The 24,838-nt window shown below is 65.5% G+C and carries 20 protein-coding genes, 1 tRNA gene and 1 pseudogene; 3 read left to right on the top strand and 19 right to left on the bottom strand.

All coding sequences use genetic code 11. The annotated features are described in order from the left end of the window. Positions 1–7: 7 nt before the first annotated feature. The 12 genes and pseudogenes from BMX37_RS03205 to BMX37_RS03150 form a co-directional block, all read right to left on the bottom strand. Entirely contained in the window at positions 8–2,170 is a 2,163-nt protein-coding gene (locus BMX37_RS03205; RefSeq protein ID WP_244501356.1) for a TonB-dependent siderophore receptor, read from the bottom strand. Between the two features lie 196 nt (positions 2,171–2,366). Next, positions 2,367–4,091, bottom strand: a complete 1,725-nt coding sequence (locus BMX37_RS03200) for a hypothetical protein (protein WP_093663985.1) — start codon at positions 4,089–4,091, stop codon at positions 2,367–2,369. A 34-nt stretch (positions 4,092–4,125) separates the two neighbouring features. Continuing rightward, entirely contained in the window at positions 4,126–5,202 is a 1,077-nt protein-coding gene (locus tag BMX37_RS03195) for a protein-glutamate methylesterase/protein-glutamine glutaminase (protein ID WP_093663984.1), read from the bottom strand. Between the two features lies 1 nt (position 5,203). Next, a complete protein-coding gene (locus tag BMX37_RS03190) occupies positions 5,204–6,058 on the bottom strand; it encodes a CheR family methyltransferase (RefSeq protein WP_093663983.1) in 855 nt (284 codons plus the stop codon). Between the two features lie 63 nt (positions 6,059–6,121). Further along, a complete protein-coding gene (locus BMX37_RS03185) occupies positions 6,122–6,607 on the bottom strand; it encodes a chemotaxis protein CheW (protein ID WP_093663982.1) in 486 nt (161 codons plus the stop codon). After that, positions 6,604–8,388, bottom strand: coding sequence for a methyl-accepting chemotaxis protein (locus BMX37_RS03180; protein ID WP_093663981.1), 1,785 nt, complete (start codon positions 8,386–8,388; stop codon positions 6,604–6,606). Before BMX37_RS03180 ends, BMX37_RS03185 begins: the two co-directional genes overlap by 4 nt. A 45-nt stretch (positions 8,389–8,433) precedes the next feature. Further along, complete coding sequence (locus BMX37_RS03175; protein ID WP_425288427.1) at positions 8,434–8,907, bottom strand: chemotaxis protein CheW; 474 nt, start codon at positions 8,905–8,907, stop codon at positions 8,434–8,436. 45 nt (positions 8,908–8,952) lie between these two features. Then, positions 8,953–10,522: pseudogene (locus BMX37_RS03170) on the bottom strand (chemotaxis protein CheA). Continuing rightward, entirely contained in the window at positions 10,519–10,887 is a 369-nt protein-coding gene (locus tag BMX37_RS03165; protein WP_093663979.1) for a response regulator, read from the bottom strand. The pseudogene BMX37_RS03170 and the gene BMX37_RS03165 overlap by 4 nt, the downstream one beginning before the upstream one ends. Then, positions 10,884–11,198, bottom strand: a complete 315-nt coding sequence (locus BMX37_RS03160; protein ID WP_093663978.1) for an STAS domain-containing protein — start codon at positions 11,196–11,198, stop codon at positions 10,884–10,886. The genes BMX37_RS03165 and BMX37_RS03160 overlap by 4 nt, the downstream gene beginning before the upstream one ends. A 376-nt stretch (positions 11,199–11,574) precedes the next feature. After that, positions 11,575–11,829: a hypothetical protein gene (locus BMX37_RS03155; protein WP_093663977.1), complete on the bottom strand. Its 255-nt coding sequence runs from the start codon at positions 11,827–11,829 to the stop codon at positions 11,575–11,577. Positions 11,830–11,945: 116 nt separating this feature from the next. Continuing rightward, positions 11,946–12,725 carry an SDR family NAD(P)-dependent oxidoreductase gene (locus tag BMX37_RS03150; protein WP_093663976.1) on the bottom strand — a complete coding sequence of 260 codons (780 nt, stop codon included), beginning with the start codon at positions 12,723–12,725 and terminating at the stop codon, positions 11,946–11,948. A 367-nt stretch (positions 12,726–13,092) separates the two neighbouring features. Here BMX37_RS03150 and BMX37_RS03145 point away from each other — a divergent pair, with 367 nt between their 5' ends. Next, the gene (locus BMX37_RS03145) at positions 13,093–14,097 is read left to right on the top strand and encodes a bile acid:sodium symporter family protein (protein ID WP_425288426.1); all 1,005 of its coding nucleotides are present in this window, start codon (positions 13,093–13,095) and stop codon (positions 14,095–14,097) included. Positions 14,098–14,184: 87 nt separating this feature from the next. On the opposite strand, the gene BMX37_RS03140 is transcribed toward BMX37_RS03145, so the two are convergent. The 5 genes from BMX37_RS03140 to BMX37_RS03120 all read right to left on the bottom strand — a co-directional run bounded on the left by BMX37_RS03140 (position 14,185) and on the right by BMX37_RS03120 (position 21,730). After that, positions 14,185–15,657, bottom strand: coding sequence for a tryptophan halogenase family protein (locus BMX37_RS03140; protein ID WP_093663975.1), 1,473 nt, complete (start codon positions 15,655–15,657; stop codon positions 14,185–14,187). Then, positions 15,657–17,687 carry a glucosidase family protein gene (locus BMX37_RS03135; RefSeq protein WP_244501355.1) on the bottom strand — a complete coding sequence of 677 codons (2,031 nt, stop codon included), beginning with the start codon at positions 17,685–17,687 and terminating at the stop codon, positions 15,657–15,659. Before BMX37_RS03135 ends, BMX37_RS03140 begins: the two co-directional genes overlap by 1 nt. A gap of 28 nt (positions 17,688–17,715) precedes the next feature. Beyond that, positions 17,716–20,373, bottom strand: a complete 2,658-nt coding sequence (locus BMX37_RS03130) for a TonB-dependent receptor domain-containing protein (RefSeq protein WP_093663974.1) — start codon at positions 20,371–20,373, stop codon at positions 17,716–17,718. Positions 20,374–20,615: 242 nt separating this feature from the next. Beyond that, positions 20,616–21,191 (bottom strand): YkgJ family cysteine cluster protein, encoded by a 576-nt coding sequence (locus BMX37_RS03125; protein ID WP_093663973.1) that lies wholly within the window; start codon positions 21,189–21,191, stop codon positions 20,616–20,618. A gap of 462 nt (positions 21,192–21,653) precedes the next feature. Further along, positions 21,654–21,730 (bottom strand) — tRNA-Arg (locus tag BMX37_RS03120). Positions 21,731–21,813: 83 nt separating this feature from the next. On the opposite strand from BMX37_RS03120, the gene BMX37_RS03115 reads away from it, so the two are divergent. After that, positions 21,814–22,314: a hypothetical protein gene (locus BMX37_RS03115; RefSeq protein WP_139197980.1), complete on the top strand. Its 501-nt coding sequence runs from the start codon at positions 21,814–21,816 to the stop codon at positions 22,312–22,314. Positions 22,315–22,373: 59 nt separating this feature from the next. Here BMX37_RS03115 and BMX37_RS03110 read toward each other — a convergent pair whose 3' ends face one another. Both BMX37_RS03110 and hemB read right to left on the bottom strand, forming a co-directional pair. Next, positions 22,374–22,901 carry a GNAT family N-acetyltransferase gene (locus tag BMX37_RS03110; RefSeq protein WP_093663971.1) on the bottom strand — a complete coding sequence of 176 codons (528 nt, stop codon included), beginning with the start codon at positions 22,899–22,901 and terminating at the stop codon, positions 22,374–22,376. Then, on the bottom strand, positions 22,898–23,887 hold the full coding sequence (hemB, locus tag BMX37_RS03105; protein ID WP_093664260.1) for a porphobilinogen synthase: 990 nt from the start codon (positions 23,885–23,887) through the stop codon (positions 22,898–22,900). Before hemB ends, BMX37_RS03110 begins: the two co-directional genes overlap by 4 nt. 67 nt (positions 23,888–23,954) lie before the next feature. Between hemB and BMX37_RS03100 the strand changes: the two genes are divergently transcribed. Continuing rightward, complete coding sequence (locus tag BMX37_RS03100; protein WP_093663970.1) at positions 23,955–24,833, top strand: diacylglycerol/lipid kinase family protein; 879 nt, start codon at positions 23,955–23,957, stop codon at positions 24,831–24,833. Positions 24,834–24,838: the final 5 nt, after the last annotated feature.

The following is a 24,838-nucleotide window of genomic DNA, read 5'->3' as shown; positions in this document are numbered from 1 at the left end:
CGCGCGATCACGACAGGCTGTACCGAAGCGTGGCGAACACCGTGCGCGGACTGCCGAAATAGTTGCCGCGTCCCGTCGACGACAGGCGCGCGTAGTAAGTCTTGTCGAACAGGTTGTTGACGTTGACGGACAGCGACAATCCGTCGTTCAGCCGGTATCCCGCGCGCAGGTCGAACACGGCATAGCTGCCCTGCCGGACGATGGTGGACCGTGTCGCCACCGTGCCGTCGGCTCTGAACACAGCCGGGTTTCCGCCGTAGGTGGAGCTGAACACGGTGGCGCCGCCGCCGATGCTCGCGCCCGCCAACGCGCCGCCCTGAACCGTGTAGTTGGTGAACAGCTTGCCCATGTGCCGGGGCACGACCGGGACCAGCGGCAATCCCTCGAACTGCGCGTTCGCATCCTCCAGATACCGCGTCTTGGTGTAGGTGTAGCCGCCGTTGATCCGCCATCCCGGCAGGATCTCGCCATTCGCCTCCGCCTCGATACCCTCGGCCCTCACCTTGCCGATCTGCAGCACGATGTCCGCAAGATTGGGGTCATTGAACAGGCGGTTGGTCTGGTTGATGCGGTACCCCGCCAGCGACAGAAGCAGCCGGTCGTTCATCAGCGCCAGCTTCGTGCCGACCTCGAACTGATCGCCGATCAACGGCTTGATCTGGTCCCCGTCCGGACGTCGCCGACCGGCTGGTGCAGCCTGCGGAGTGAAGCTGTCGGCGTAGCTGGCATAGACGTTCAGCGCCGGCGTGACGTCCCACACGATCCCGCCATAGGGGGTCAGCCGGTTCTCGATCGTGTAGCCGACGGGGGCCAGCGGCTTGGGCAGCAACGTCGTCACGTCCGTGTCCCACCAGGTCAGGCGCCCGCCCCCGACCAGCGTCAGGCCCTCAATCGGACTGAGCCGCATCTGCCCGTACAGGCCATATTGCTCGACCTGCGTGTTGGTCGCACCCTGTCCGCCCTTCACCAGCACCGGCTCGGCTGGGGACACGGGATTGTAGACGTCGATGCGGGCGAAGCCGTTCAGTCGGTTGAAGTAGGAATCATAGTCGCTGGCCTGATAATCCGCGCCCAGGATCAACGTCTGATCGCGACCGAACAGCGGGAAACTGCCCACACCGTTGAAGTCGAACGAGCGCGTCTTCTGGTGATTGTCCCCCCGAAACGCGATCTGCGTGGTCAGGCCGTTTGTCGGTGTCACCGGCTGATTGCCGATATAGCTGTACAGGTCGATCCGGTCGACATCGACCAGCAGCCCGGTGGCGCGCAGCGTCCAACGATCGCTGATCCGGTGCGCCAGTTCCACGAATGCCGAATAGGTTTCGGAGCTGAAGCGGTTCCAGTCCGCACCCAGATAGGTGGAGCGATCGACGTCCAGCAGCCGCCCCTCGCTGCCGTCCAGTCCGCCGATGATACCGGGCAGGCCGGACTGGATGGCCGGCCTGAACCGATCGTAATTCGCGCCGACGGTCAGCGTGGTGCGCTCCCCGATCTCCAGATCGGCGACGGCATAGGCGTCCACCCGGTTGCGATGCGCCACCTCGAAGAACTGATCCTGATCCTGCGCCATCAGACCGACGCGCAAGCCGGCCCGCTGCCCGATCGGCGTCGAGGCATCCAGTTCGAGCCGAAGATTGTCGTAGCTGCCGTAACCGGCCGACGCCTGCATCTTCGCGGTGTCGAGCGGACGCTTTCGCACCAGGTTGATGCTGCCCGCCGGATTGCCCGACCCGCTGAACAGCCCGGCCGGCCCGCGCAGCACCTCTACCCGGTCATAGAAGAACAGGTCCGGCACGACACCCGGGAAGCCGAACGATAATGTGGGCACGCCGTCGATCAGATAATTGTTGATCGTGAAGCCGCGCGAGATGAACGAGGCATCCTCGCTGCCGATGCCGGTCACCGTGACGCCGTTGGTCGCGGTCAGCGCGTCCTCCAGCGTGAACAAATTCTGCGCCTCGAAACGCTCGCGATCGACGACCGTGATGGTGTTGGGCACATCCTTCAAGGGCGTAAGAGTCTTGCCGACCGAGTTGCCATAGCTCTTGCCGACAACGACGATGTCCGGCTCCCCGCCCCGTGTCTGGCTGGAAGCATCGCTGCCGGTATCAATGATCTGCGCATTCGCCGCACCCGCGCACAGGGCCGCCGTGGCGGCTCCCAGCGTCAAACAAGTCCTGAACAATTCAAGCTCCCCGGTATTCGAGGGCCTCTTAGAACGACCTTTCTTGCGAGTCACTATCAAAAGCAACAAGGAGTGTTGGCCGGCGAGTTGCCCTTCGACCTGCGACAGGCGACCTCAGGAAGACGGGCTTTTCGAAAAACCTGAAACGGCGATCAGCCGGCTGGCCGTAGCAGGTTGACGATCAGAACAGGCCGTCGTCGAACAGGTCGTCATCCTCGCTGCCGGCGGCCGGCTCCTCGTGCACCGCCTGCATGCCGGGGAGAAGGAAGCGTTGATGCACCTCGCGCTCACTCGCCATGGTGTAGAGCTTGCCGATTTGCGGCAGCAGCATGTTCAACATCGCCAGTACCCCCTCCGGCGGTTCCGCCTGAGCAGGTGGCATCATGGCATGCAGCGCATCGCCCATCGCACTCATCGTTCCGCTGAGGCAAAGCTCCTCGCGGAGCTCGGTGGCCGTGCTGTTCAGCATGTCCACGACGCGATCGGCGTCGTCGCCGGCGGAATCGATGGCCTGTTCCGTCCTAATCGCGCTAGCCAGCACGGACTCAATCGAACTGGCCAGCGCCTGTTGCACATCTACGCCCTGTTCGCCCGCAGCCGTGCGGATGGAGTGCGCAACGGACGCCAGCGTCGCCATTTCGCGTCCGATCGCCTCCGTCGTCGCATCAAGCGCACCCGACTGGCCGCGGATCTCCTTGGCGATCACCGTCACGGGCTTGCCGATCGCCTCCATGCGGCGACAACGCAGGCCGATGTTGATCGCCATCTGCTGCACGTCCAACTGCACGCCCCGGATTTCGGCCAGGCGGCGCGTCAGCTCATCCACCGTATCGGCGATCATGGATACGATCGCACCGGTCTGACGATCCGCGTCACCCAGCTGTGCGGTCACCGCCTCGACGCTTGCGATCGACTCCTCCAGGCGACGCAGGAATGTGCGCCCCTCCGCCGCGGCCCCGTTCGTGCGCAGCATAAGCAATTGTCGAGCATCCGGGCCGATCGCATCGAGCGAGGCGATCAGCAACCCGGCCTGATCCTCGAACTGCTGCGCCGCCTCGATCAACTGGGTGGCGAACAGACGCAGCAGGTGCGCGGTCGCCCACTTCCCCGCCTGCGCATCTGCCGTCCAGTCGGCTTGATGCGCGTGGAGCAGCTGAATGCCGCCCAGCACATGCTCCAGCCGCTGCCGCGTGATGTCCCCGACCTGCAGGGCACCGAGCGCCGCGCCGACCTTTCCCTGGATCGAGAGCGCCAGTTTCCTGGCGGTCGCCGCCACCGCCGCCACCGCGCGTTGATGGCCGAGCAGGTCGTCAGCCTCTCGCACCAGGCGGTCGGGCACTTGCGGCACCACCCTGGCGCATTCCGCCATCAACAGGCGGTCCATCTTCTCGGTCCCGGCCATGCTCTCGCGGAGTTCGCTCAGGCGTTTGTTGAACGTCTTGACGTTCTCCTCACCGCCCGTGATCCGCACGAACATGATGTCGACGAAGCCGACGAATTCGTCGGCGCCAGACGCCGCGATCTTCACGTTCATGCCGTAGATGCGCAGCACGCGCAGCGTATCGAGAACGTCACCGATCGCGCCACGCAACCCGCTCGCGGAGGATTGCACCACCGCGAAGTCCCGGCTTCGGCCCTCCCGCTGACGCGGCAGGTCGGACAGACGCCGGGCCACGCCGACCAGGGTTTCGACCGCATCGGCTCCGTCCGCACTCTCGGCGGCGGCACCGATGCCGGTCAGGGCGGCGGCGATGCGCTCGATCGCCTCCACGGACGTTGCCAGCGCGGTGCCCGCCTGCATGAAGCGTGCGTCCAGACCGGAGATCAGGCGAGACAACTGGTCGCGCAGCGGCAGCGTCGCCTCGTCAGGAACCGGGTTCGTCGCCAGGATATCGGAATGGATCATGGATCGGCTCCGTGTCAGGAAACAGGGTCGGCGCTCAGCGCGCCGTCGCCTGAAGAAGTTCGCGAGCGATGGCGTGCAAGGGAACGACCTTGTCGGCGGCGCCCCGGCCGATCGCCTCCTTCGGCATGCCGAACACGACCGATGTCGCCTCGTCCTGCGCAAAGGTCCGGGCACCCGCCTGTTTCATCTCCAGCAGGCCACGCGCGCCGTCGTCGCCCATGCCCGTCATGATGATCCCGACCGCGTTCGATGCTGCGTTACGCGCCGCTGATCGGAACAGCACGTCGACCGACGGGCGATGACGCGACACCAGCGGCCCTTCACGGACGGAGACGTGATAGCGCGCGCCCTGACGCTCCAGCATGGTGTGACGCAGGCCCCCCGGCGCGATCAGGACGTGGCCGCGCATGACCGTGTCGCCATCCTCCGCCTCCTTCACATCCACCGCGCAGATCCCGTTCAGGCGATTGGCAAAGGCACGGGTGAAGCTTTCGGGCATGTGCTGCACGACGACGATGCCGGGCGAATTGGCCGGCAGTGCCTCCAGAACCTCCCGCAGCGCCTCGGTACCGCCGGTCGATGCGCCGATGCAGACGACCATCTCCGTCGTGCGGCTCATCGCCTTGCCTGTGGGCGGCGGCAGGACCGCGTCGGCGGTCAGCTTGCGTTGCGGCGCGACAGTACGCGCGGCCGGTGTCCTGGGCCGCACCCGCGCACGCGCCGCACCCTTCACGGTTTCGCGGATCATCATCCGGGCCTCTGCCAGGTGATCCGCGACCCCCAGCCGCGGCTTCAGGATCACGTCCACCGCGCCGGCCTCCAGCGCCTGGAGCAGCGTCTCCGACCCTTCCTCCACCAGCGACGAGCACATGACCACGGGCGTCGGACACTGGCTCATCAGCTTGCGCAGAAAGGTGACGCCGTCCATCCGCGGCATCTCCACGTCGAGCGTGATGACGTCGGGCACCTGTTCCTGGATGTAGCGGGCGGCGGCGAACGGGTCGGCCGCCGCGCCGATAACCTCGATCTCGGGGTCCTCCTGCAACAGCGCGGTCATGCTCTGACGGACGCTGGCGGAATCATCGATCACGAGCACACGGATTTTGGCCATGTCAGTTCCGCTGGAACACGGTGTTGGACACCTGCTTCACGGGCAGGTCCATCCCGGCGATCGACTCCGAATGGCCGAGCAACAGCCATCCGCCCGGCCTGAGCTGATCGCACAGCCGCGACACGACCTTCTCCTGGGTCGGCTTGTCGAAGTAGATCAACACGTTGCGACAGAAGATGATGTCCATCGGATCGCCCACCGGATAGCGGGCGTCCATCAGGTTTAGTCGCGCGAATCCGACCGCCGATCGCAGCGCCGGGACGATGCGCACATCGCCGCGCCCCCTCTGCAACGGACGCATGACGTACCGGTCCCGCATCGCCGCAGGGACGGGATCCAGCATGTCGGCGGGGTAGACGCCGCGCCGCGCGGTCTCCAGCACCTCGGTGTCGAGGTCCGTCGCAAGCACGCCGTAGTCGGGTCCGCCCTGCCGTTCCGCGAAGTCGTCGAACACCATCGCCATGGTGTAGGGTTCCGCGCCCGTCGAACAGGCCGCACTCCACGCGCGGATGCGCCGATGCCCCTGCGTCTTCAACGCCGGCAGGATCGACTGGCGAAGATAGTCGAAGTAGCGCGGCTCCCGAAAAAAGTCCGTCTTGTTGGTCGTCACCGCATTGAGCAGGTGAAGGGCCTCCGCCCCGACCCGGTCGTGGTCGAACAGCAGGTCGCAATAGCTGTTCAGATCGGCGACGCCGGTCGCACGGACACGTCGGCGCAGACGTCCCTCCAGCATGGTCTGCTTGCTCGCCGGCATCTTGATGCCCGCCTGGTCGTAGATGTGGGCCGACAGGCGGTTGAAGTTGCGCGGACTGATCTTGTCCAGGGGATCGGCAACCCTGGCGGCGACGGCTGACATCGGCGAGGTACTTTCAAGCTGTAGCATGGGATCGGCGCCGGCGGGGCGGCACCCGGGCCGGGTTCAGGCGGCCTGACGCATGGTCGTGGGAAGCATGGCGCCGTCTTCCGACGTGAAGATGCGGCTCAGGTCGACCAGCACGACAAAGCCGTCCGGCTGACGCATCACACCCTCGATGTAATCGGATCGCCACCGGACCCCGATGTCCGGCGCCGGCTCCACCTGCTCCGACCCGAAGGTCGTCACGTTCAGCACCCGATCGACCACCAGCCCCAGCGCCAGCACGCGGTCGGGGAGCGGCAGGTCGACGATCAGGATGCGCGTCGCCATGTCGGGATCGACGCGCGCCAGACCAAGCTTGGCGCGAAAGTCGATCGTCGGCACCCCTTGCCCGCGCACATCGGTCAGGCCGAGCAACCAGTCCGGCCCGTTCGGGATGCGAAAGGCCGGGGCATGGTCGAGGATCTCGCGGACACAGGCGACCCGCACCGCGAAAATCTCGTCACCCAGGCCGAAGGTCACGGCCTGGATCTCGGCCCCCGCCGTCATGCGGCCTGTCCGAACTCGGCGTCCTCGCCATCCGGGCCGCCCTGGCTCAGGTCCAGCGCGAAGCCACGGACACGGGCCTGCTGATCCGCCACCGAGTTGGGCTTTGCCTTGCCCTTGGCGACAGGCTTGCGGACGCTGGCGGCCGGCCTCCGGACGGCGTTGGTCGTCACCGCGCCGCGCCCGCCCGATCGCTCGTCCACCCGGAAATAGGCGATGCTGGCCTGAAGCTCCTCGGCCTGGGCGGCGAGTTCCTCGGACGTGGTCGTGATCTGCTCCGACGCGCCGGCATTCTGCTGCGTCACCTTGTCGAGCTGCTGGATCGCCTCGTTGATCTGGCTGGCCCCGATATCCTGTTCGCGGCACGCAGCGCTGATCTCGGACACCAGTTCGGCCGTCCGGCGGATGTCCGGCACCAGCCGGGTCAGCATCTCGCCGGCCTGCGCCGCTGCCTTCACCGTTTCACCGGATACGGAGCCGATCTCGGCCGCCGCGGTCTGGCTACGCTCGGCCAGCTTGCGGACCTCGGATGCGACCACCGCAAAGCCCTTGCCATGCTCACCTGCACGGGCCGCCTCGACCGCCGCGTTCAGGGCGAGCAGGTCGGTCTGGCGCGCGATCTCCTGCACGATGCCGATCTTTTCGGCGATGGTCTGCATGGCGTCGACCGCCTTCTCGACTGCCACGCCGCTCGCCTCGGCATCCTTTGAGGACTGACGCGCGATCTTCTCGGTCTGGGCGGCGTTGTCGGCGTTCTGTTTGATGTTGGCCGCCATCTGCTCCATCGATGCGGAGGCTTCTTCGGCCGCGGCGGCCTGTTCGGTCGCGCCCTGGCTGACCTGTTCCGACGATGCGGACAGTTCCTGGCTGCCAGCGGAAACCTGCTCCGCTGCCGCGTTGGCGTTGCCGACCACGTCGCGCAGCTTCTCGACCATCGTGACCAGCGCGTGGCCCAGCGTGTCCTTGTCGGACATCGGCTGATGCTGAACGGTCAGGTCGCCCCCCGCGATCCGATCGGCCAGCGTGGCGGACACGCGCAGGTTGGCCGTCATCTTGTTGACTGTGTCGACCAGATCCTTGATCTCGTCGTTGCTCGTGACCTTCACCTCGTGGTCCAGGTCGCCGATGGACACGGCGTCCACCGCCTGGCCGATGCGACGCAGGCCGCCCGATACCACCATCGAGATCCACACCGCGCCGGTGGCGGCGATCAGGATCGCCAGCGTTGCGACGACCAGCAGGACGGTGCAGGCGTTGCCATAGAGCGCGTCCGTGTCGTCGTCGGCCTGCTTCATCTGGGTACGCTGCAGCTCGACAATGCCGTCGATCGTGTCCGTCATTTCCCCGGCCAGCTTGCGGGAGTCGTTGACGGACAGCGCACTGGCCTCCGCCTTGTTGTTCGCCAGCGCCAATGAGCGAACCTTGTCGTTCAAGCGCTTGTAGCTGTCCCATTGCTGCCGCAGGGTCGCCCATCCCGGCTTGCCAACCGCACTTGCCTTGCTGTCGCCCTCTGCGATCAGCTTCTCGATCTTGCCTCGGCCTTCACCGATCTCGCCATTGAACTGCCGCATCAGGTCCATGTCGCTGGTGAGAACCATGTTCTTCTCACGGCGGAGCACGGTGCCGACTTCAATGTTGACGCTCTGCGCCAAACTGAGCCGTGCGGCCGGGCCGTTGATGACCTCCGTGATCGCCGTGTTCAGCGTGCTCATCTTGGAAATGCCGACGCCGACAACGGCCAGCATCATGGCTATCAGGACGCCGAACGTGGCACCCAGTTTCATCTTGATCGTAGCGCGCGTCTGAAGCCCCCCCTTGGGCTGAAGAAATCAATGGATGGAATGGATCGAAGCCGTGGCCGGCTGCGGTTCGGCGGTGGCCGAGGCAAAGATCGCCTGCAGATCTGGCACGACGATCAGGCCTTGGTCGCGGCGCACCAGGCTGCGGACGTGATCGCGACGCCAGCGCATGCCGACTGTGGGCGGCTCCTCGCTGTCGCATTTCGCCAACGCGGTGACCTCGTGCACCTTGTCGGCCCTCAAGCCGAGCAGCGTGGGCTGATCGTCCAGATCGATCTCGATCACGACGATGCGGCTGTCCCCGGTGACCGGGGCTGGCCCCATGCCGAACGCGACGCGCAGGTCGGCCAGCGGGATCACCCTGCCCCGGAAGTTGACGACGCTGCCCACGAGAGCCGACGCGCCCGGCACCGCCGTTTGCGGGATGATGTCCAGTATCTCGCGAACCGAGATCGCCTCGACGGCGAAGACCTCTCCGTCCAGGTCGAAGGTCAGCACGCCCACTTGGCCGCCCTCGTCCCAGTTGATGGTTGTTGGATCGTGCATGACCTATCCAGCGGCGCGGAGCCGCTCCTCCTTCGGCTGGGCGGTGGCGACAAGCTGGGCAATGTCGAGGATCAGCGCGACGCCGCCATCGCCCAGGATCGTTGCGCCGGCGAAGTTCGCGACATCGGCATGTAGCGACGACATCGGCTTGATCACCGTCTGGTGGTTGCCGATGATCTGATCCACGACCAGTCCGACGCGATCCGTGCCGGTCGTGACCACGACGATCTTCTGATAGGTGTCGGGCCTGGTACCCGTCGCGAACATGTCGCGTAGGCGAAGGAACGGCACCAGCCGATCGCGCAGCGTGATGAAGCTTCGCCCGCGAGAGCGCATGTCCTCTTCGAGGCTGAGTTCCAGGCACTCCTCGACCGCCGTCAGCGGTATGACGTAGCGCCCCGGCTCCACGCCGTGATCGCAGCTGTTGCGCACGATATGGACCAAGGGATCGAACAACCGCTCGATGACCGTCTTGTCGATCTCGGTGGCTTCGCCCTCGGTGACCAGTTCGATCGCCTTGCCCGTGTCACGGGCCAGGTCGTGCACGAGGCGGCGGAAGCGGCCGAACAGGGACGCCACCGGCACCATGCGCAACATCATCATGGTGTCGCGCAATTCGCTGGTCAGCCGTTCGATCTCTTCGGACACCGACCGCAGCAGCAAGTCGACGCCGCCATGCGCAAGCTGCGACAGGCGGCTCTGCGCGATCACCAGCTCCCCGACCCGGTCCATCAGCGCGTCGAGCCGCTCGGCCGGAACGCGTACGCTTTCGCCCGCCTTTGCGGCGGGACGTACACCAGCGGAAGAACCGTCCACCTCGACCACGACCGGAGCGGACGTGGGCACGACGGCAGGATCCGCGATGACCGGCTCGGCAAGAGACGCCGGCTCTGCACTCAGAGGCTCGATGTCGAGCGTCATGTCATCCATCACGAAGATGAACACGTCCTCGATATCGTCCCGGCTGATCTCTCCGATCAACGTCACGTCCCAGCCGACATGGCACTCGGTCGCGACCAGCTCTTCCAGGCTCGGTACGTCGTTTGTACGCGCGACGATGTGCGCGTCGCCAAGCGCGCGCAGCTCGTCGAGCAGCATCAGGGGATTGGTGCCGTTCGCCATGGCGTCGGACGGCAATCGGAAGAACAGTTTCCACCCTCGCGGGCCAGCCGGCGCCTCCGCCATTACCGCTTCCGCTCCGGACGCATGCTCCAGCGCGGCGTGCAACCGGACGAGGATCGCCTCCCCCTCCGCGACAGGGGCTTCGCCCTCGACCAGCGCCCCGCATATGGTCCTGCGCCGACAGGATCACCGTCACCAGTTCCCGGGTTGCAGGCACCTGGCCTTTGCGAATCCGGTCGAACGCGGTCTCGCAATGGTGCGTGAAGCTCGCCAGGGCATCGAAGCCGAACATGGCGCCCGACCCCTTCAAGGTGTGCAGTCCGCGGAACACCGCATTGACCAGGTCGGCGTCGCCGAGGCGATTACACAGGTCGAGCAGCCCCTGTTCGACCTGGTCGAGCAGTTCGCCCGCCTCCACGCGGAAAGCGGCGATCGGATCGTCGGCACTCACCGGCCGAGCACCTTCTTCGCCACCTTCACCAGTTGATCGGGAACGAACGGCTTGACCAGCCATCCAGTGGCTCCCGCCGCCTTGGCCTGCGCCTTCATCTCCGCGTCTGATTCGGTGGTCAGGAAGATGATGGGGACGCCCGCCTGCTCCGGCTGCTTGCGCAGTTCGCGGATCATGGTCAGGCCATCCATGTTGGGCATGTTCAGGTCGGTCACGATCATGTCGAACCGGTTGGCAGCCGCTTTCGCCAGGCCTTCCACGCCGTCGCCCGCCTCCTGCACGAAATAACCGGCGCCGGTGAGCGCGATGCGGATCGCCATGCGCAGGCTGGGCGAGTCATCAACGGTCAGAATGGAAGCAGTCATTGCGGGCGCACTCCGTGAAACCAGAAATCGATATCGACCGGTGTCGGCGCAGAGAGGAAGCCGGCCCGTTCCAACAGGCGCAGCAACTCCCCACTTGCCGGTTCCGAAAGGACGAAGGTCTTGCCGGTCTCCACAGCATGTCGCCGTGCCACAGCCAGAACTTGCAAGGTACTCAGATCCATCTCGACACATGTTGAAAGATCGAGCGTGATCGATGTGGCCGTATCAAAGGCCTGCCGAACACTGTCGGCAAATGTAGTGATGCTCCGGACCGCCAAATGGTCCGGCGCAGTCAATAAATGGCAGCTCAACTTTTGTTCCCCCCGAATGGAGGATTTTGTAGCCGGAATGGATTAATACTGTGTTGTCGTTACTTTCCTGCCCGGAAGTATCGCGAAAAATCCGGTCGGACTTACGCCACCAAGACGCGCCACGATACTGGCGGCTTTGGTAAGTCGCTGACAGTTTGAGAGTTTCTGGGAAGCCTCAAGACACTCGCGTTGAGCCGACGGCAGTTTAACGCTCGTAGAGCGCCCTGCTTATTGTTTCAGGAGATACTAGATTTTGCGTCATTACGCGTGCTCTCGGGCAACTAGACGGCTAGCATCTTTGCTAAGCAGCAGATCGACCGCGAGCGATACCCGAGTTTCGCACCCAATCAACAACAGTCGAATCTCAGCCTCGACCTCAGCTCTCGACAAGCTCGACCACTTCAAAAGCATAGCTCGACCACCCACGCTGCCTGGCGGCCTCAGCCGCGGCGTCCTTCTTGCCCCTCGCTTCGCCGAGCGAACGCGAGTGGCCCCAGAAGACTTCCGTCTTTCCACCGGGCAACTCGGCGACGATGCGCCAGTAATGGGTGAACGGGGAGGCGGTCGGGCCGATCGTTTTGACGTACCCGTCGGCCATCGTCGCGGTTAGGTAACGCTTCTTCCTCGCCATCGCTCTCGCGTAACCAAGTAGCGGCGGCGCGTAAGCTGCTTCGACAGCATCGCGCGGTGCTCGGGCACGTAGCGGCGCCGGTCCCGACCGGATCGGCACGGGCCAGCGCTGTCCCCTCACATCAGCGTGTCGATCACCCCGCCGTCCACACGCAGCGCCGCGCCGGTGGTCGCCGACGCCAGCGGAGACGCGAGATAGACGACCATGTTCGCGACCTCCTCCACCGTCGCGGCGCGGCGGATGATGGAACTGGACCGGTGTTCCTGGACAAAGGCGGCCGCGACCTCCTCGATCGGCTTGCCGGTTTTCGCGCGCTCGGACTTCAGCATCGCCTCCACACCCTCGGACAGGGTCGGGCCCGGCAGCACCGAGTTCACGGTGACGCCCGTGCCCGCCATACGCTTCGCCAACCCGCGGGCGAGTGCGACATCCGCGGTCTTGCTGACACCATAGTGGATCATCTCCACCGGGATGTTGAACGCCGATTCCGAGGCGAGGAACAGGAATCGTCCCCACCCCGCCTGCTCCATGATCGGCAGGTAGGTTCGCGCAAGCCGCACGCCGGCCATGACGTTGACCTGCCAGTGCCGATCCCACGTCGCATCGTCGGTGTCGAAGAAGTCGGAGGGTTGAAAGATGCCCAGATTGCTGACCACGATGTCGGCGTCCGGGACGGCGGCGACGAGCTGGTCGTGACCCTCCACGGTCCCGAGGTCCGCCACGGCGCCTCGTGCCTTCGCCCCGACCCGGGCCACGGCCGCATGCACCTTCTCACGCGTGCGGCCGTTGATGACGACGGACGCTCCTGCCTTGGCCAAGCTTTGGGCAATGCCGAAGCCGATGCCCTCGGTGGATCCGGTGACGAGGGCCGTCCTACCGGTCAGGTCGATGTTCATGGGGTGGGTTCCTTACCTGCATCCGGGAACGTGAATCGTTCGGCGTGGAGTTTGAATTGACGATCGCGCCGAAAGTGCCGCCCTTTCGGCGCAATGTTTGACTACCCACGCCGCATACAGGTCCAGAGCCGGCCGCTTCGGTTCCGCGATCGCGAGCCTTCCGGCGCCGCGGTCAAACACCTGCGTCGGGCGCAACGGTGTTGCTTATGCATGTGTCGCTCGCGCAAGAGCCCGCAATGCTACCCGCAACTTCGATACACATGACGCCGAGACCTCCGGAAAGGCAGCCTCAGACCGAGCCTGACCCCACCGGCTGCTTCGCTCAGACCCCCGCCGGTTCGCCCCGGGCCGGCCAGGTGTGCACTTGGTGAGCGGCCTGCAACTGCGCGCCCGCACTCGGCGGGCATTTGCGGTGTTGGACCCGTTCATCCTCCTGATGCTGGGGCTGGTGGTCCTCGCCAGTGTCGTACCCGTGCGTGGTCGGGGAGCCGTGATCGCCGGAGAGGTGGCCAACGGCTTCATCGTCCTCCTGTTCTTCCTGCACGGCGCCAAGCTGTCACGACAGGCGATCGTCGCCGGGTTCGGCAATTTTCGCCTACATATCGCGGTAATCGCAACATCGTTCATCGTCTTCCCGCTCGTCGGCCTCGGCCTGTCGAGCAGTCTCGGCAGCATCGTGCCAGCGGCGTTGCTCAGCGGCATCCTGTTCCTCTGCCTGCTGCCCTCCACGGTACAGTCCTCCATCGCCTTTACCGCCGTGGCCGGCGGCAACGTCGCCGCAGCGGTGTGCAGCGCGTCGCTGTCCAACCTGATGGGCATCTTCCTGACGCCGCTGCTCTGCACGCTGTTGATGGAGCAAGGGGTGGATATTTCCCCATCGGCGATCGAGAAGATCGTGCTGCAACTGCTGCTGCCGTTCATGCTCGGGCACCTCAGCCGTCCGCTGACCAGCGGCTTCATCACCCGCCACAAGCTGCTGGTCGGCAGGGTCGACCGTATATCGATCCTGCTCGTGGTCTATACGGCCTTCTCCGCTTCGGTGGTCGAGGGCTTGTGGGCCAAGGTGGATGCGCTGGACCTGGCAGAAATCGTGGCGCTGTGCTTGGTGATTCTCGCCGCGATACTGGGTTGGACCTGGTGGCTGTCGGCCCGACTGGGCTTCGTGCGGGAGGATCGCATCGTGCTTCTGTTCTGTGGCTCAAAGAAAAGCCTGGCGTCCGGCGTTCCGATCGCATCGACGCTGTTTCCGGCGGCCGCACTCGGACCTATCATGCTGCCGCTGATGCTGTTCCACCAGATCCAGCTGATCGCCTGCGCCTTCATCGCGCAGGCCATGAAGCCGAAGACCGCGCCCGATCCCGCCGCGCATTGAGGGAGGTCCCGCACTTGCGTGCTTCTCCTAACGGCACAGCAAGCGTTGCCTCGGTCTCACGAGGGTGCGGGCGGTATCATTCGCCAGTCACTGCGCCAGCGGCACCTGCAAGGCGGCCGAGCGGATCGCCTGTCGCATGGCGGCAAGCTGGCGCGCGTTGTCGGCGTCGCTGATGACATCGAGCAAGGGGTTGTGATCCTCCGCCCGCACCCCCTGCCCGGTCAGCACGGCGAACCAGCTCGCATCGCGAAACAGATCGTCGGTGGCCAGCATCAGGCGGCCGGAGGCGCGGAACTGGTCGATCCGCGACGCCAGCGTGTCGGGGATCGGCATCTGCTGGCAGTACCTCCAGAGCGGTTCGGTCCGGCCCTGTGTTCGATGATAATGGAGGATGATGAAGTCGCGCACTTCCTCGAACTCGCGCGCGCTCAGGCGATTATACTGCTCCGCCAGCAAGGGTGAGGCATCGGCGCGGGGGAACAGCGACAACAGTCGCCCGATGCCGCTTTGGATCAGGTGGATGCTGGTCGATTCCAGCGGCTCCAGAAAACCCGCAGACAGGCCAATCGCCACGACGTTTCCCACCCAGGCGCGGCGACGGCGACCCGGCGTGAAGCGGATGAGACGCGGCTCTGCCAGCACCGCCTCTCCCAGCGCCGCGAGCAGCCGGTCGCGCGCAGCGTCCGGCTCCTCGAAGCGACTGGAGAACACGTAACCGTTGCCCGTCCGGTGCTTGAGGGGGATGCGCCACCGCCAACCGGCCGTGTCGGCGCTCGCCTGCGTGTAGAGCGGTCGCCGCTCCATGGCGCGGGTCGGCGCCGCCCATGCCGCGTCGCACGGCAGCCAGTGTGACCAGTCCTCGAACCCGGCACCCATAGCTCGCTCGATCAGCAATCCGCGCAAGCCGGAGCAATCGATGAACAGGTCACCGCCGATCGCGTCGCCCGTCGCGGTTTGCAACGTCGTCACATTTCCGGTCGCCGCGTCGCGATCGACCTGCACGACCCGGCCCTCGTGTCGGACGACGCCACGGCTTTCCGCCAGCACGCGCAGATGCGCCGCATAACGGGCGGCATCGAAGTGGAACGCATAGCCAAGCGTCGACAGCAGCGATCGTGGATCGGGAACCGGCTTTGCGAACCGGCCGGCGCGCGCCACCTGCGTGGTCAGCGAATACTCCTCGATCGGAGCGGCCTCCCCCACGTTCCATGCCCGGATCAGCCGGTGCGGGAACATGGCCGCATCGCCCGGGCCACCAAAGGTCCCGAACGGGTGGAAGTACGCGCTACCCTCGCCCTGCAAGCCGCGAAACTCGATGCCCAGCTTCCACGTCGCACCCGTGTCCGCCATGAAGCGGGCCTCATCCAACCCGACCAGTGTGTTGAACCAGTGGATGGTCGGGATCGTCGCTTCACCGACGCCGACGGTGCCGATCTCCTCGCTTTCGATCAGCGTGATGGCGGTGTCCGTCTTGCCGAGCGCCTTGGACAAGGCGGCCGCCGTCATCCAGCCGGCGGTGCCCCCGCCGACGATCACGACCCTGCGTACCCGATCCGCCATTAACGGCGGTGACAGGCCGGTGCACCGACCGGGCGACGAACCGCCAGGTACACCGTGCTCCACAATTGAGCGGCGTTGGATTCGTCGGCGTCGCCTCCCGCCGCCCCGAACGGCGCGATCCGGTACGCGCCATCGGCATAGCGCCACGACCAGAGTTCCGAACTCTGCACGCTGCGGCTCGCGTCGATCGCCTGCCACAGCTTCGCCTGCGCATCGGTCAGCCGGGCACATGTCGCAGGCGGCAGGTCGCTGCGCGCCAGTTGCCGGTCGATCCCCGCCGCGACCAGCGCCTGCTGCCACGACCAGACCACCGTGCCGTGATAGGCGGCGGGGCTGAACCGCGCCTGGAGCGCCGTCGGTGCGAAGACCGGATTGGCGACCAGCATGCCCGCACCGGTCATTAACCCGGCCGGAAAGGGTGCCGAGATCGTCGTCGCGGCGGTATTCAGCGCGGCGGCATCGGGGTGCTGGAACAACAGCGCGAAGCCGTCATCCGAGTGGACGATCGGCACGGCGCGACCCTGCGCGTCGAGTGAAATGGCGTTGTAGCGCAACGGCTGCGTCGCCGCTGCCAGGGCGGGACCAGCTGGAACACCGACCTGTGCGGCGTAACGGGAGATCGCCGCCTGCGCTGCGGCGGGGGTGACGGTTTGCGCGAAATAACCCGGCGCGCGTGACGCCCAGGTGGCTGCCATGCCATGCACCTGAGCCAGCATCGTGCGATCTTCCGGTTTCGCAAACGGCGCAAGCAAGCCCGCGCGCGCCATCGCATCGATCGCCTCCAGTGCGGCGGGTACCAGGACCGCGTTGATGTCGTACGGATAACGGCCACCGCCCAGCCCGTCATTGCTGTCGCGCCATTCGCCCGCGTCCATGCCGGGCTTCAACGATATCATCCGTCGCCAGTCGGGGTCGCGGGTGAACGGCGCCGCGGCTGCTACGACGAAGCGGACGTTGCGCATCAACGCGTCGCCCGCCCGCTCGTGTCCCAGGGGCGCGGCGAGAAAGCGCGCGGCCCGCGCCCGTCCGCGCGCGTCGTCGATCAACCAGGCGCCCGCTACCGGCGCGAGCAGGAAAGGGCTGTCGACCATCGCGTAATTGTAGGTCGGCGCGTCGGACAAACCGCCGCCATCGCGACGATGATCCAGGATCGCGAACTCGCCGATATCCTCCTCATGCGCCACCACCCCGTCCGGCGACAGCCGTTCCAGCACGGATCGCAAGCCGGTGTCGACGGCGTCCGGCCGCAGCGCGGGCATCAGCAACCGGACCGACAACAAGGTATCCCGCCCGAAATAGGTCAGGAACCGCCATGACCCCGCCAGGAACTTCTCACGATAGCTGAGGAATTGCAGCGCCGCGCGCGCCTGCGGGTCGTTGGCGGCGGTCGGCTCCAGCAGTTCGCCGGGTCGGAATGGCGTCAGCGGCACCTCACCTGTCAGCGCGGTGACGGTGATCTCGATCGTCCCGTCCTTCGCCGCGGTCAGCGTGGTGCCATGCAGCGTCCCGCGATCGACGCGTAACGACAGCCGATAGCCGGCACCGCCGTCCAACCGATCGCGCGCCCAGGTGAGCGTGCCTCTCTCTTGCGTCAGCGTCGGAGCGAGCCCGTCCGGGACGGTCCCCAGCGCCTGGTAATCGCGCAGCACCCGAATGCTGGTTAGCACCGCCTGCTTGACCCGCAACTCTCTCGCCTGGATGGTCGCTGCGAAGGTGACGCCGCGCAGGGCGCGACCGCGTGCATCGGTGGTCGTGACAGGCCGTGCGGCGTCTGCCATCGTCCAACGCGTAGGACCGGCAACGCGGTCGAACCACAGGCCGACACCGCTGTTGCCCGCCGGAAATGCGACGATCAGCCGCGGGTCCTGACCATCGCGCAGCAGCACGTGCGCCGCGACCGAGCCGGACTGCGTGAAGCTGTTGAGGTTCAGGCCCTCACGCCGCACAACCTGCTCCCCCGCCGCCCCGATCAACAGCGGAGCGGCAAGCAAGGACAGCAGCGGAGCGACGAGCGAACGTCTCAGCCTCAAGCCTGCCTTGCCACCGGACGCCCTCACCTCAGTTGCCAAGCTTGATCGTCGCCGTGAACAGCGCGTTTCGACCATAGATCGCGCGGCCGTAAAAATAGCCGTCGACGATGGTCTGTGTCTGTCCCTGGCGCGGATTGCCCTCCGTGAAGCCCTTTTGGTTGAAGATGTTGTCGACGCTGGCGCTCAGATTGACCTTTTCGCCGACATTGACGCTGACCCCGGCGGAAATGACGCTGTAGCTGGGCAGCGCGATCCCGTTCCCCGCATCGGCGAAAATCTTGCCCGTGTAACGCCACCGTCCGTAGATCTCACCCAGTCCGTTCGGCAGGATGATCGACGGCGTCACCGTCAGCAGCTTCTTGGGCGTGCGTTCGGGGACGTTGCCGGTGTAGCTGCCCTGGATCGGGGTGTCGAAGATCAGGTTGGTCAGCTTGGGGTTCTGGTAGACGCCGTTCACCGCCAGGCTGAAGAAGCTGACCGGGCGGATGTCCGCATCGACCTGAACGCCGTTGGTCCGGCTGTCTGCGACCGCATTGCTCTGGATCGTCGGATTGTCCGGGTTGATGAACTGGTACGACAGATCGTTGATCAGCGTGCGAAAGCCGATGACCGACGCGTTGAAGCCCGGCCACTGGAACCGAACCCCGCCCTCGTACAGCGTCAGGCCCGTCGGCTTGTGCGTGCCGCCCGTGTCGCCGCCATTGGTCTGGAACCCGTACGCGCCGCGCGCATACAGCGAGATGTTGCGTGTCAGCGTGTAGTTGACGCCGCCGGTATAAGCCAGCTTGTTGAACGAGTCCGCCTGATAGACATAGGTGCCGTTGAACGTCGCACCGACGTCTTGGAACAGGCCGGGCGTACCGGCCGGCACCGGCGCGTTGACCTGGGCCTGCTGACCGATGCGCACCCCGACATGTTCGTGCTCGTACCGCGCGCCGAAGTCGATGTGCAGGTTGTCGCCGATCCGCAACTCGTCGTTGAAATAGGCGGAGATCGAGTTGACCTCATCCTTGAACAGGCCCTGGCCCCAGTTGCCGTAATTGACCAGGCCGTTGTTGGTCAGCGAGCCCAGCACCTGACCCGCATTGTCGATCGCGACAACGTCGTACACGTTGGAATTGTTGGTCACGTCGTTGATGACGGTCGCGACGGCCGACTGATCGTTACGGCGTCGGACATTATAGTACATTCCGCCGACGGTCAGCGAGTTCTGGACCGAACCGGTCTCCGCGTCCCACTTGAGCCCGAAATTGGTACCCGCATCCTTTGTGGCCAGCGTCTGGTGGTTCAGCACCGTCTGTTGGAGCAGCCCGTTGCCGTTCAAGCCAGCCAGCGTCGCCGTCGCGCTGGACGGAATGACCGCGCCCGTCCGGATGTCGCGCAGGCCGTATTGCGCCACTGCCGGGAATGCGAATTGCGCCGCCTGGAAATAGGTAAAGGTCGCCCCCTGGATGGGCGTCAGCCCGGCAAGCGGCGACACGGCCGGATTGAGGTAGTTGGCCGCCGACGTCAGACCCGCCGTGCCCGATCCCGATCCTGGAAAAATACCGTTGAAGTCGTACTTGCCATCCAGATAGCGCAGGTGCGCGAACAGGCTGATGCTGTCCGACACCGGCATGTCGACGTCCAGCCGGTAGGTGTTGGCCTTGACGCCCACCCCCCGCGTGGACCGGAACGGGCGCAGCGCATTGCCCGTCGCGGGGCTGTCGGGCACCAGGAACTGGGTAAAGGCACGCCCGCCGATATCATCCCGCCTGAGGTTCAGCCCCGGCACGCTGCTGATGTCGCCGTCGCTGGACACCCGGAACGGCATGTCGGCGTAATAGGGATTGTTCTGGTCGATGCGTTTGTAGGTCAGCCGCGCGGTTCCGCCGTTTGCGAACCGCTTCTCCAGCATCGCCTTCACGTTGTACCCGAAGAAGGTGAACGGCGTGCGCCGGACACCCTTTTGCGACTGGACATAGCCGCCGACGCTGAACGCCAGATCGTCGGCGATGGGTGCGGAGAAATAGCCGTCCGCGCGCAGGTCGCCATAGGTCGCGCCCGTGTAGCGCGCCGAAGCCACCGCATGATCGTAGCTGGGTTTGAGCGAGATGAAGTTGATCGTCGCGCCCGCACCGTTCGGCGCCAGCACGCCGGACGTGCCGCCCTCCACCGCCTCCACCCGCGCGATCATCAAATCGTTCTGGAAATAAAAATCCGCGCCACCCCCGCCATAGAGGATCGGCATGCCATCCTCCTCCAGCGTGATGAACGTCTGTGCGCCGCCACGCAGGCCGCGCACCGAATAGTTGTTGGAGATCGGCCCAGCCGTACTCTCCACGAACACGCCCGGCACCAGTTGCAACACGTCGGCGGTCGATCGAGGCGCCAGCCGCGCGATGTCCGCGGAGCTTGCGAGCGTGACGTTGGAGGAACTGTCGAACAACGTCCGCTTGCCGGACGTGTTGCCGGTGACGATGATGTCCTGCATCGCGCCGGCATCGGTTGCGGGCGGCTGTGCGCCGTTCGGCTCACGCGGCTCTGCGGCATTCTCAGCCGCCGCGGCGGTCGGGTTGGCGGGTTGCGTGTTCGCGGTGGTCGCGGCGGTGGGATCGAGGCTGGTCTGCTGTGCCCAGGCAGGACTGGCGACTAGAGCGCCACCTGCAAGCAGTGCCGCTTTCAGCGAATAACGATGGCTGGCCATACGCACCCCTCTCCTGCCGCGCCGTGGATCCGGTGCTGGCGTTGCCGACTTATACGCCTTTATCGCGCCTAAGCCGCACAACAGATCGGCATCGAGGGCGAAACAACCGGCCGGTGTTGCTGCCCGGACACAGCGCCGCCCTTGGACAGGCGGTCGAGGGGCGCGCAAGACCGCCGGCCTTCGCCATCAACATGCCTGCAACGCTCCTGGTGCTGATGGCCACCGGAACACAAGAACGGGCCTTATCTGATAGTGCCACGATCCTCGGGCATGAAGTGACCGTATTGCTCCCGCCAGGCCGCAACCTCTGCTCGCAGATGAGCAGGGGCCAAGGTGCCGGCAATGACGTGTTCCGCGACCTCGTTCTCCGGATGCATCAACATTTTCTTCGATCCGTCGCTGAACCAGACGGGAACCAGCTGGTCACACACGCTGTCCAGCACCCTCGCCGCCATGCCGTTCTCGATCGCCTTGCTCCCGAGGAGGGAGCGCACGACAATTGACACGCCTTCAAGGCAGTTTTGAGGTTCGCGCACGAAGTTCAGCGATACCAGCAGGCCCGACCGATCCGGTCTTGCCTCGTCCGGCAGGCTCCCCACTCTGCGCCAAACACAGAACCATGTCCGGCAGATTTGAGGACGCACCGCGTGTATGCTGCAACCGCCGGAGCCGAGGTGCCTGCACGGCGTCCCAGCCGCCTTCTTCAGATCGGGCGCATCGACCTTCAGGACCGTGCAGCACAGGGTACAGTCACCGCAGGATCTGTCGGCCAGGACCGACCCCAACAGGGCAGTCTCCAAATCTGTGTCGGCCTGCATCCGCATGGTGGTGGATCATGTTTCGGTCGTTGAAGAGGCCAGGCACCCTTTGACCAACCGTGCTCGTTTTCCAAGCCGCTTCGGTGCCGGTCGCAGCTGATGGCGTGGTGCCGCGGCAAGATCAGGAGCGGCGCAACCGCGTCCCGACACAAGGTGACAAGAGGGCCAATGTTCGCGCGCCGCAGGGGAATGCCTTGAACCCGCGTCAGCCCACCACCTGCTTTGAACGCCCACGGGAACAGGCTTTGTCTAAAGCAAACAGGTTCGGTGTCCGAGAGGCTTGCAAGCACCCGCTTCCCCCGCAGCGGTGGCGCTGTCGGCGCGTCCTCCTGCGTGAGAATAGCCTGACGTGCCATCCATCGGCGGCAAGAGTTGATCAGAAAACCGCCAGAGACCGTACGCAAAGAAAAAGGGGCGGCTTTCGCCACCCCTTCTATCCCACTGCTTTCCCTGCGGGAAAAGTGGCGCGCCCGGAACGATTCGAACGTCCGACCCTCAGATTCGTAGTCTGATGCTCTATCCAGCTGAGCTACGGGCGCCCGGTGGAGGTGGGCTGTTAGACGGGCTTTTTCGGGGGCGCAAGTGCGTTGCGTCAGTTTTTTTGCTCGCCTACAGCCGGGATATGATCCGGCGTGTCGCTCTTGTCTCGGTCCTGACGCTTGTCGGTGGGTGCAGCCACGACACGATGCCCTTTCCCTCGCTCAGTCCGCGTCCGGCGGAAATGCTGAGCTTTGCGGAGCCCGCAACCCTGCCCGAGGGACCCGTGCAGCCCGATCCCGCTTTGGACGGCCAGATCACCTCGTTGGCGGCTCAGCTGAACAAAGCTGTCGCGGGGTTCGACACAGCCGCCTCAGGCGCCGAGCGCGCGGCCGCTGCGGCGCGCAATGCTGCGGTCGGCAGCGATGCATGGCTGAACGCCCAAACGGCGCTTGCCGGCCTGGACGACTGGCATGCGCAAACCTCCGCCATCATCACCGATGTCGAACAACTCGCGATCGACAGGGCCGCAACGTTGGCCCGCCCCTATCCCGCCTTGTCGGCCCTGACCGAAAAGGCGCATCAGGAATCGGAGCGGCAAAACGCAACGATCCAGCGGCTGCAATCGTCGCTCAAGGCAGCCTGACGCCGTTCACCACACCCGAACCGCAGCAAAGTGCCGGCTATGTGGCGTAAAACGTCCCGTTATTGAGGGCGGGTCGTCCTATAGAGCACATGGCGCCGAAGCGGATGGCCGGCCGGAAACTCCGCCGCATCGAAATCCTCATCGGGTCGCCGGACCATGCCCAGTCCTTCCATCAGCCGGCGGCTGCGAACATTCTCGACCGTGGTGATCGCGACGATCTCCGCCACGTCCAGATGGGCCCAGCCCCATCCGAGACTCGCCTCCGCAGCCTCCCGTGCAAGACCCTGCCCCCATTGATCACGCGCCAGGCGCCAGCCGATCTCGATCTCTTCCCCGATCGGCGGCTTGCCGCGCTTCAACCCGCAAAAGCCGATGAAACGGCCGGTGTCCCGACGCTCGACCGCCCAGAAGCAGAAACCTGTCTGCTCCTGCGACACGCGCATCCGTTCCATCGCCCCGCGGCAGTCCTCCAGGGATGGTGCCGGGCCGAGGTGGAGCATCACCTCCGCGTCCTGCCCCAGCTCGTGGAAGGGGATCAGGTCGTCGGGCTGCCAAGGCCGCAGCACCAGGCGCGGCGTGTCGATCACCGGGCCAGCACGCGCGCAGCGTGCAGCGCATGGTAGGTCAGCACACCGGAACAACCCGCACGCTTGAACGCCATCAGCGTTTCCAGCACCAGCGCGTCGCGATCCCCGGCGCCGGCCGCCACCGATGCCTCGATCATCGCATATTCGCCCGACACCTGATACGCGAACACGGGTACCTCGAACCGCTCCTTCACCCGCCGCACGATGTCGAGATAGGGCAAGCCCGGCTTCACCATCACCGTGTCCGCACCTTCGTCCAGATCCAGCGCCACCTCGCGCAGCGCCTCCTCCGCGTTGGCATGGTCCATCTGGTACGTCTTCTTGTCGCCCTTCAACAGGCCGCGACTGCCCACCGCGTCGCGGAACGGGCCGTAAAAGGCGCTGGCGTACTTCGCGGCATAGCTCATGATCTGGACGTTATGGTGACCCGCTTCCTCCAATGCGGAGCGGATCAAGCCGATGCGCCCGTCCATCATGTCGGACGGCGCGACGATGTCGGCACCCGCATCGGCCTGGGTCAGCGCCTGACCGATCAGCACGTCCGCGGTGGCATCGTTCTTCACATAGCCGGCCGCGTCGACCAGCCCGTCATGGCCGTGGCTGGTATAGGGGTCCAGCGCCACGTCAGTCAGCACGCCTACCTCCGGTACCGCATCCTTCAGCGCGCGGATCGCCTGGCACATCAGATTGTCGGGATTGAGCGCCTCTCGCCCATCCTCCGTCCGGCGATCCGGCTGGGTGTTTGGGAACAGGGCGATGCACGGGATGCCGGCGTCGCGCGCTTCGCGGCCCCGCTCGACGATCTTGTCCAGCGACCAGCGGGACACGCCCGGCAAGCTGGCGATCGGCTCCTCCACCCCGCGCCCCTCGGTCACGAAGAGGGGCCAGATCAGGTCCGCGGGCGTGAGCACGTTTTCGGCATGCAACCGCCGGCTCCAGGCGGAGGCACGGGTACGACGAAGGCGAAGCGCGGGATAGCTGGACATGCCGAACGCCATGCGGGATCGTCGCAGGCTTGCCAAGCGTTGCGCGGGCGTAACACTGGGAGGCTCCATGCCTGATTTCCGATCCGCCGCGCTGATCGTCAACGCAAAGTCGCGCCGCGGGCAACGTATGTTCGACCAGGCGTGCGCGGCCTTGTCCGACCTCCCCTGCCCGCTCGACGCGCATGCGGTGGAGGATCCCGACGATCTGGAGGATGTGGTCAACGCCGCGCTGGCCAAGAAGCCGGACCTGGTCGTCCTGGGCGGCGGCGATGGCACGATCAGCGGGCTGGTCGACCTGCTGGTCGGAAAGGACGTGGTGCTGGGGGTCCTGCCGCTGGGCACCGCCAACAGCTTTGCACGGACCTTGGGAATTCCGCTGAGTGTCGCCGGCGCGGTAGACGTGTTGAAGAGCGGCCGGCCGAAGCGGATCGACCTGGGGCGGATCGACGACGACTATTTCGCCAATTGCGCGGCGATGGGCATCAGCCCCCAGATCGCGGAGTCCGTGCCCCATACCCTCAAGAAGGTCGCCGGTCGCGCAGGCTATCTGACCTGGGCGGCTTATCAGTTCGCGAAATTCAAGCCGTTCACGCTGATCATCGGCGAGGGTCCGGACGAGCAGCGGATGAAGGTCGTGGAGGTCCGCATCTCCAACGGTCCGTACCATGGCGGCACCGAACTGGTGGAAAGCGCGTCGGTGACATCCGGTGAGATCGTCGTCCAGGCGGTATGCGGGCATGTCAAACGCCGCCTGCTGAAGAATTGGGCGGCAAGCGTTGCGGGGCTGGAAGCCCGGCGCGAGGATGTGCGGGAGTTCCGTGGCAAGAGCCTGAAGATCCGCACCGAGCCGCCCCTGCCCATCTCCATCGACGGGGAGGTTCTCGCCCGGACCCCCGTGACGGCCAGCGTCGCCGCCGGCGTGATCGAGGTCATGGCGCCGGCGTGATGCAC

The sequence above is a fragment of the Sphingomonas gellani genome (genome assembly GCF_900110035.1).
GTDB lineage: Bacteria > Pseudomonadota > Alphaproteobacteria > Sphingomonadales > Sphingomonadaceae > Sphingomonas > Sphingomonas gellani.
The sequence above is the reverse complement of the archived record's forward strand: the minus strand, read 5'-3'. Positions and strand labels throughout refer to the sequence as shown.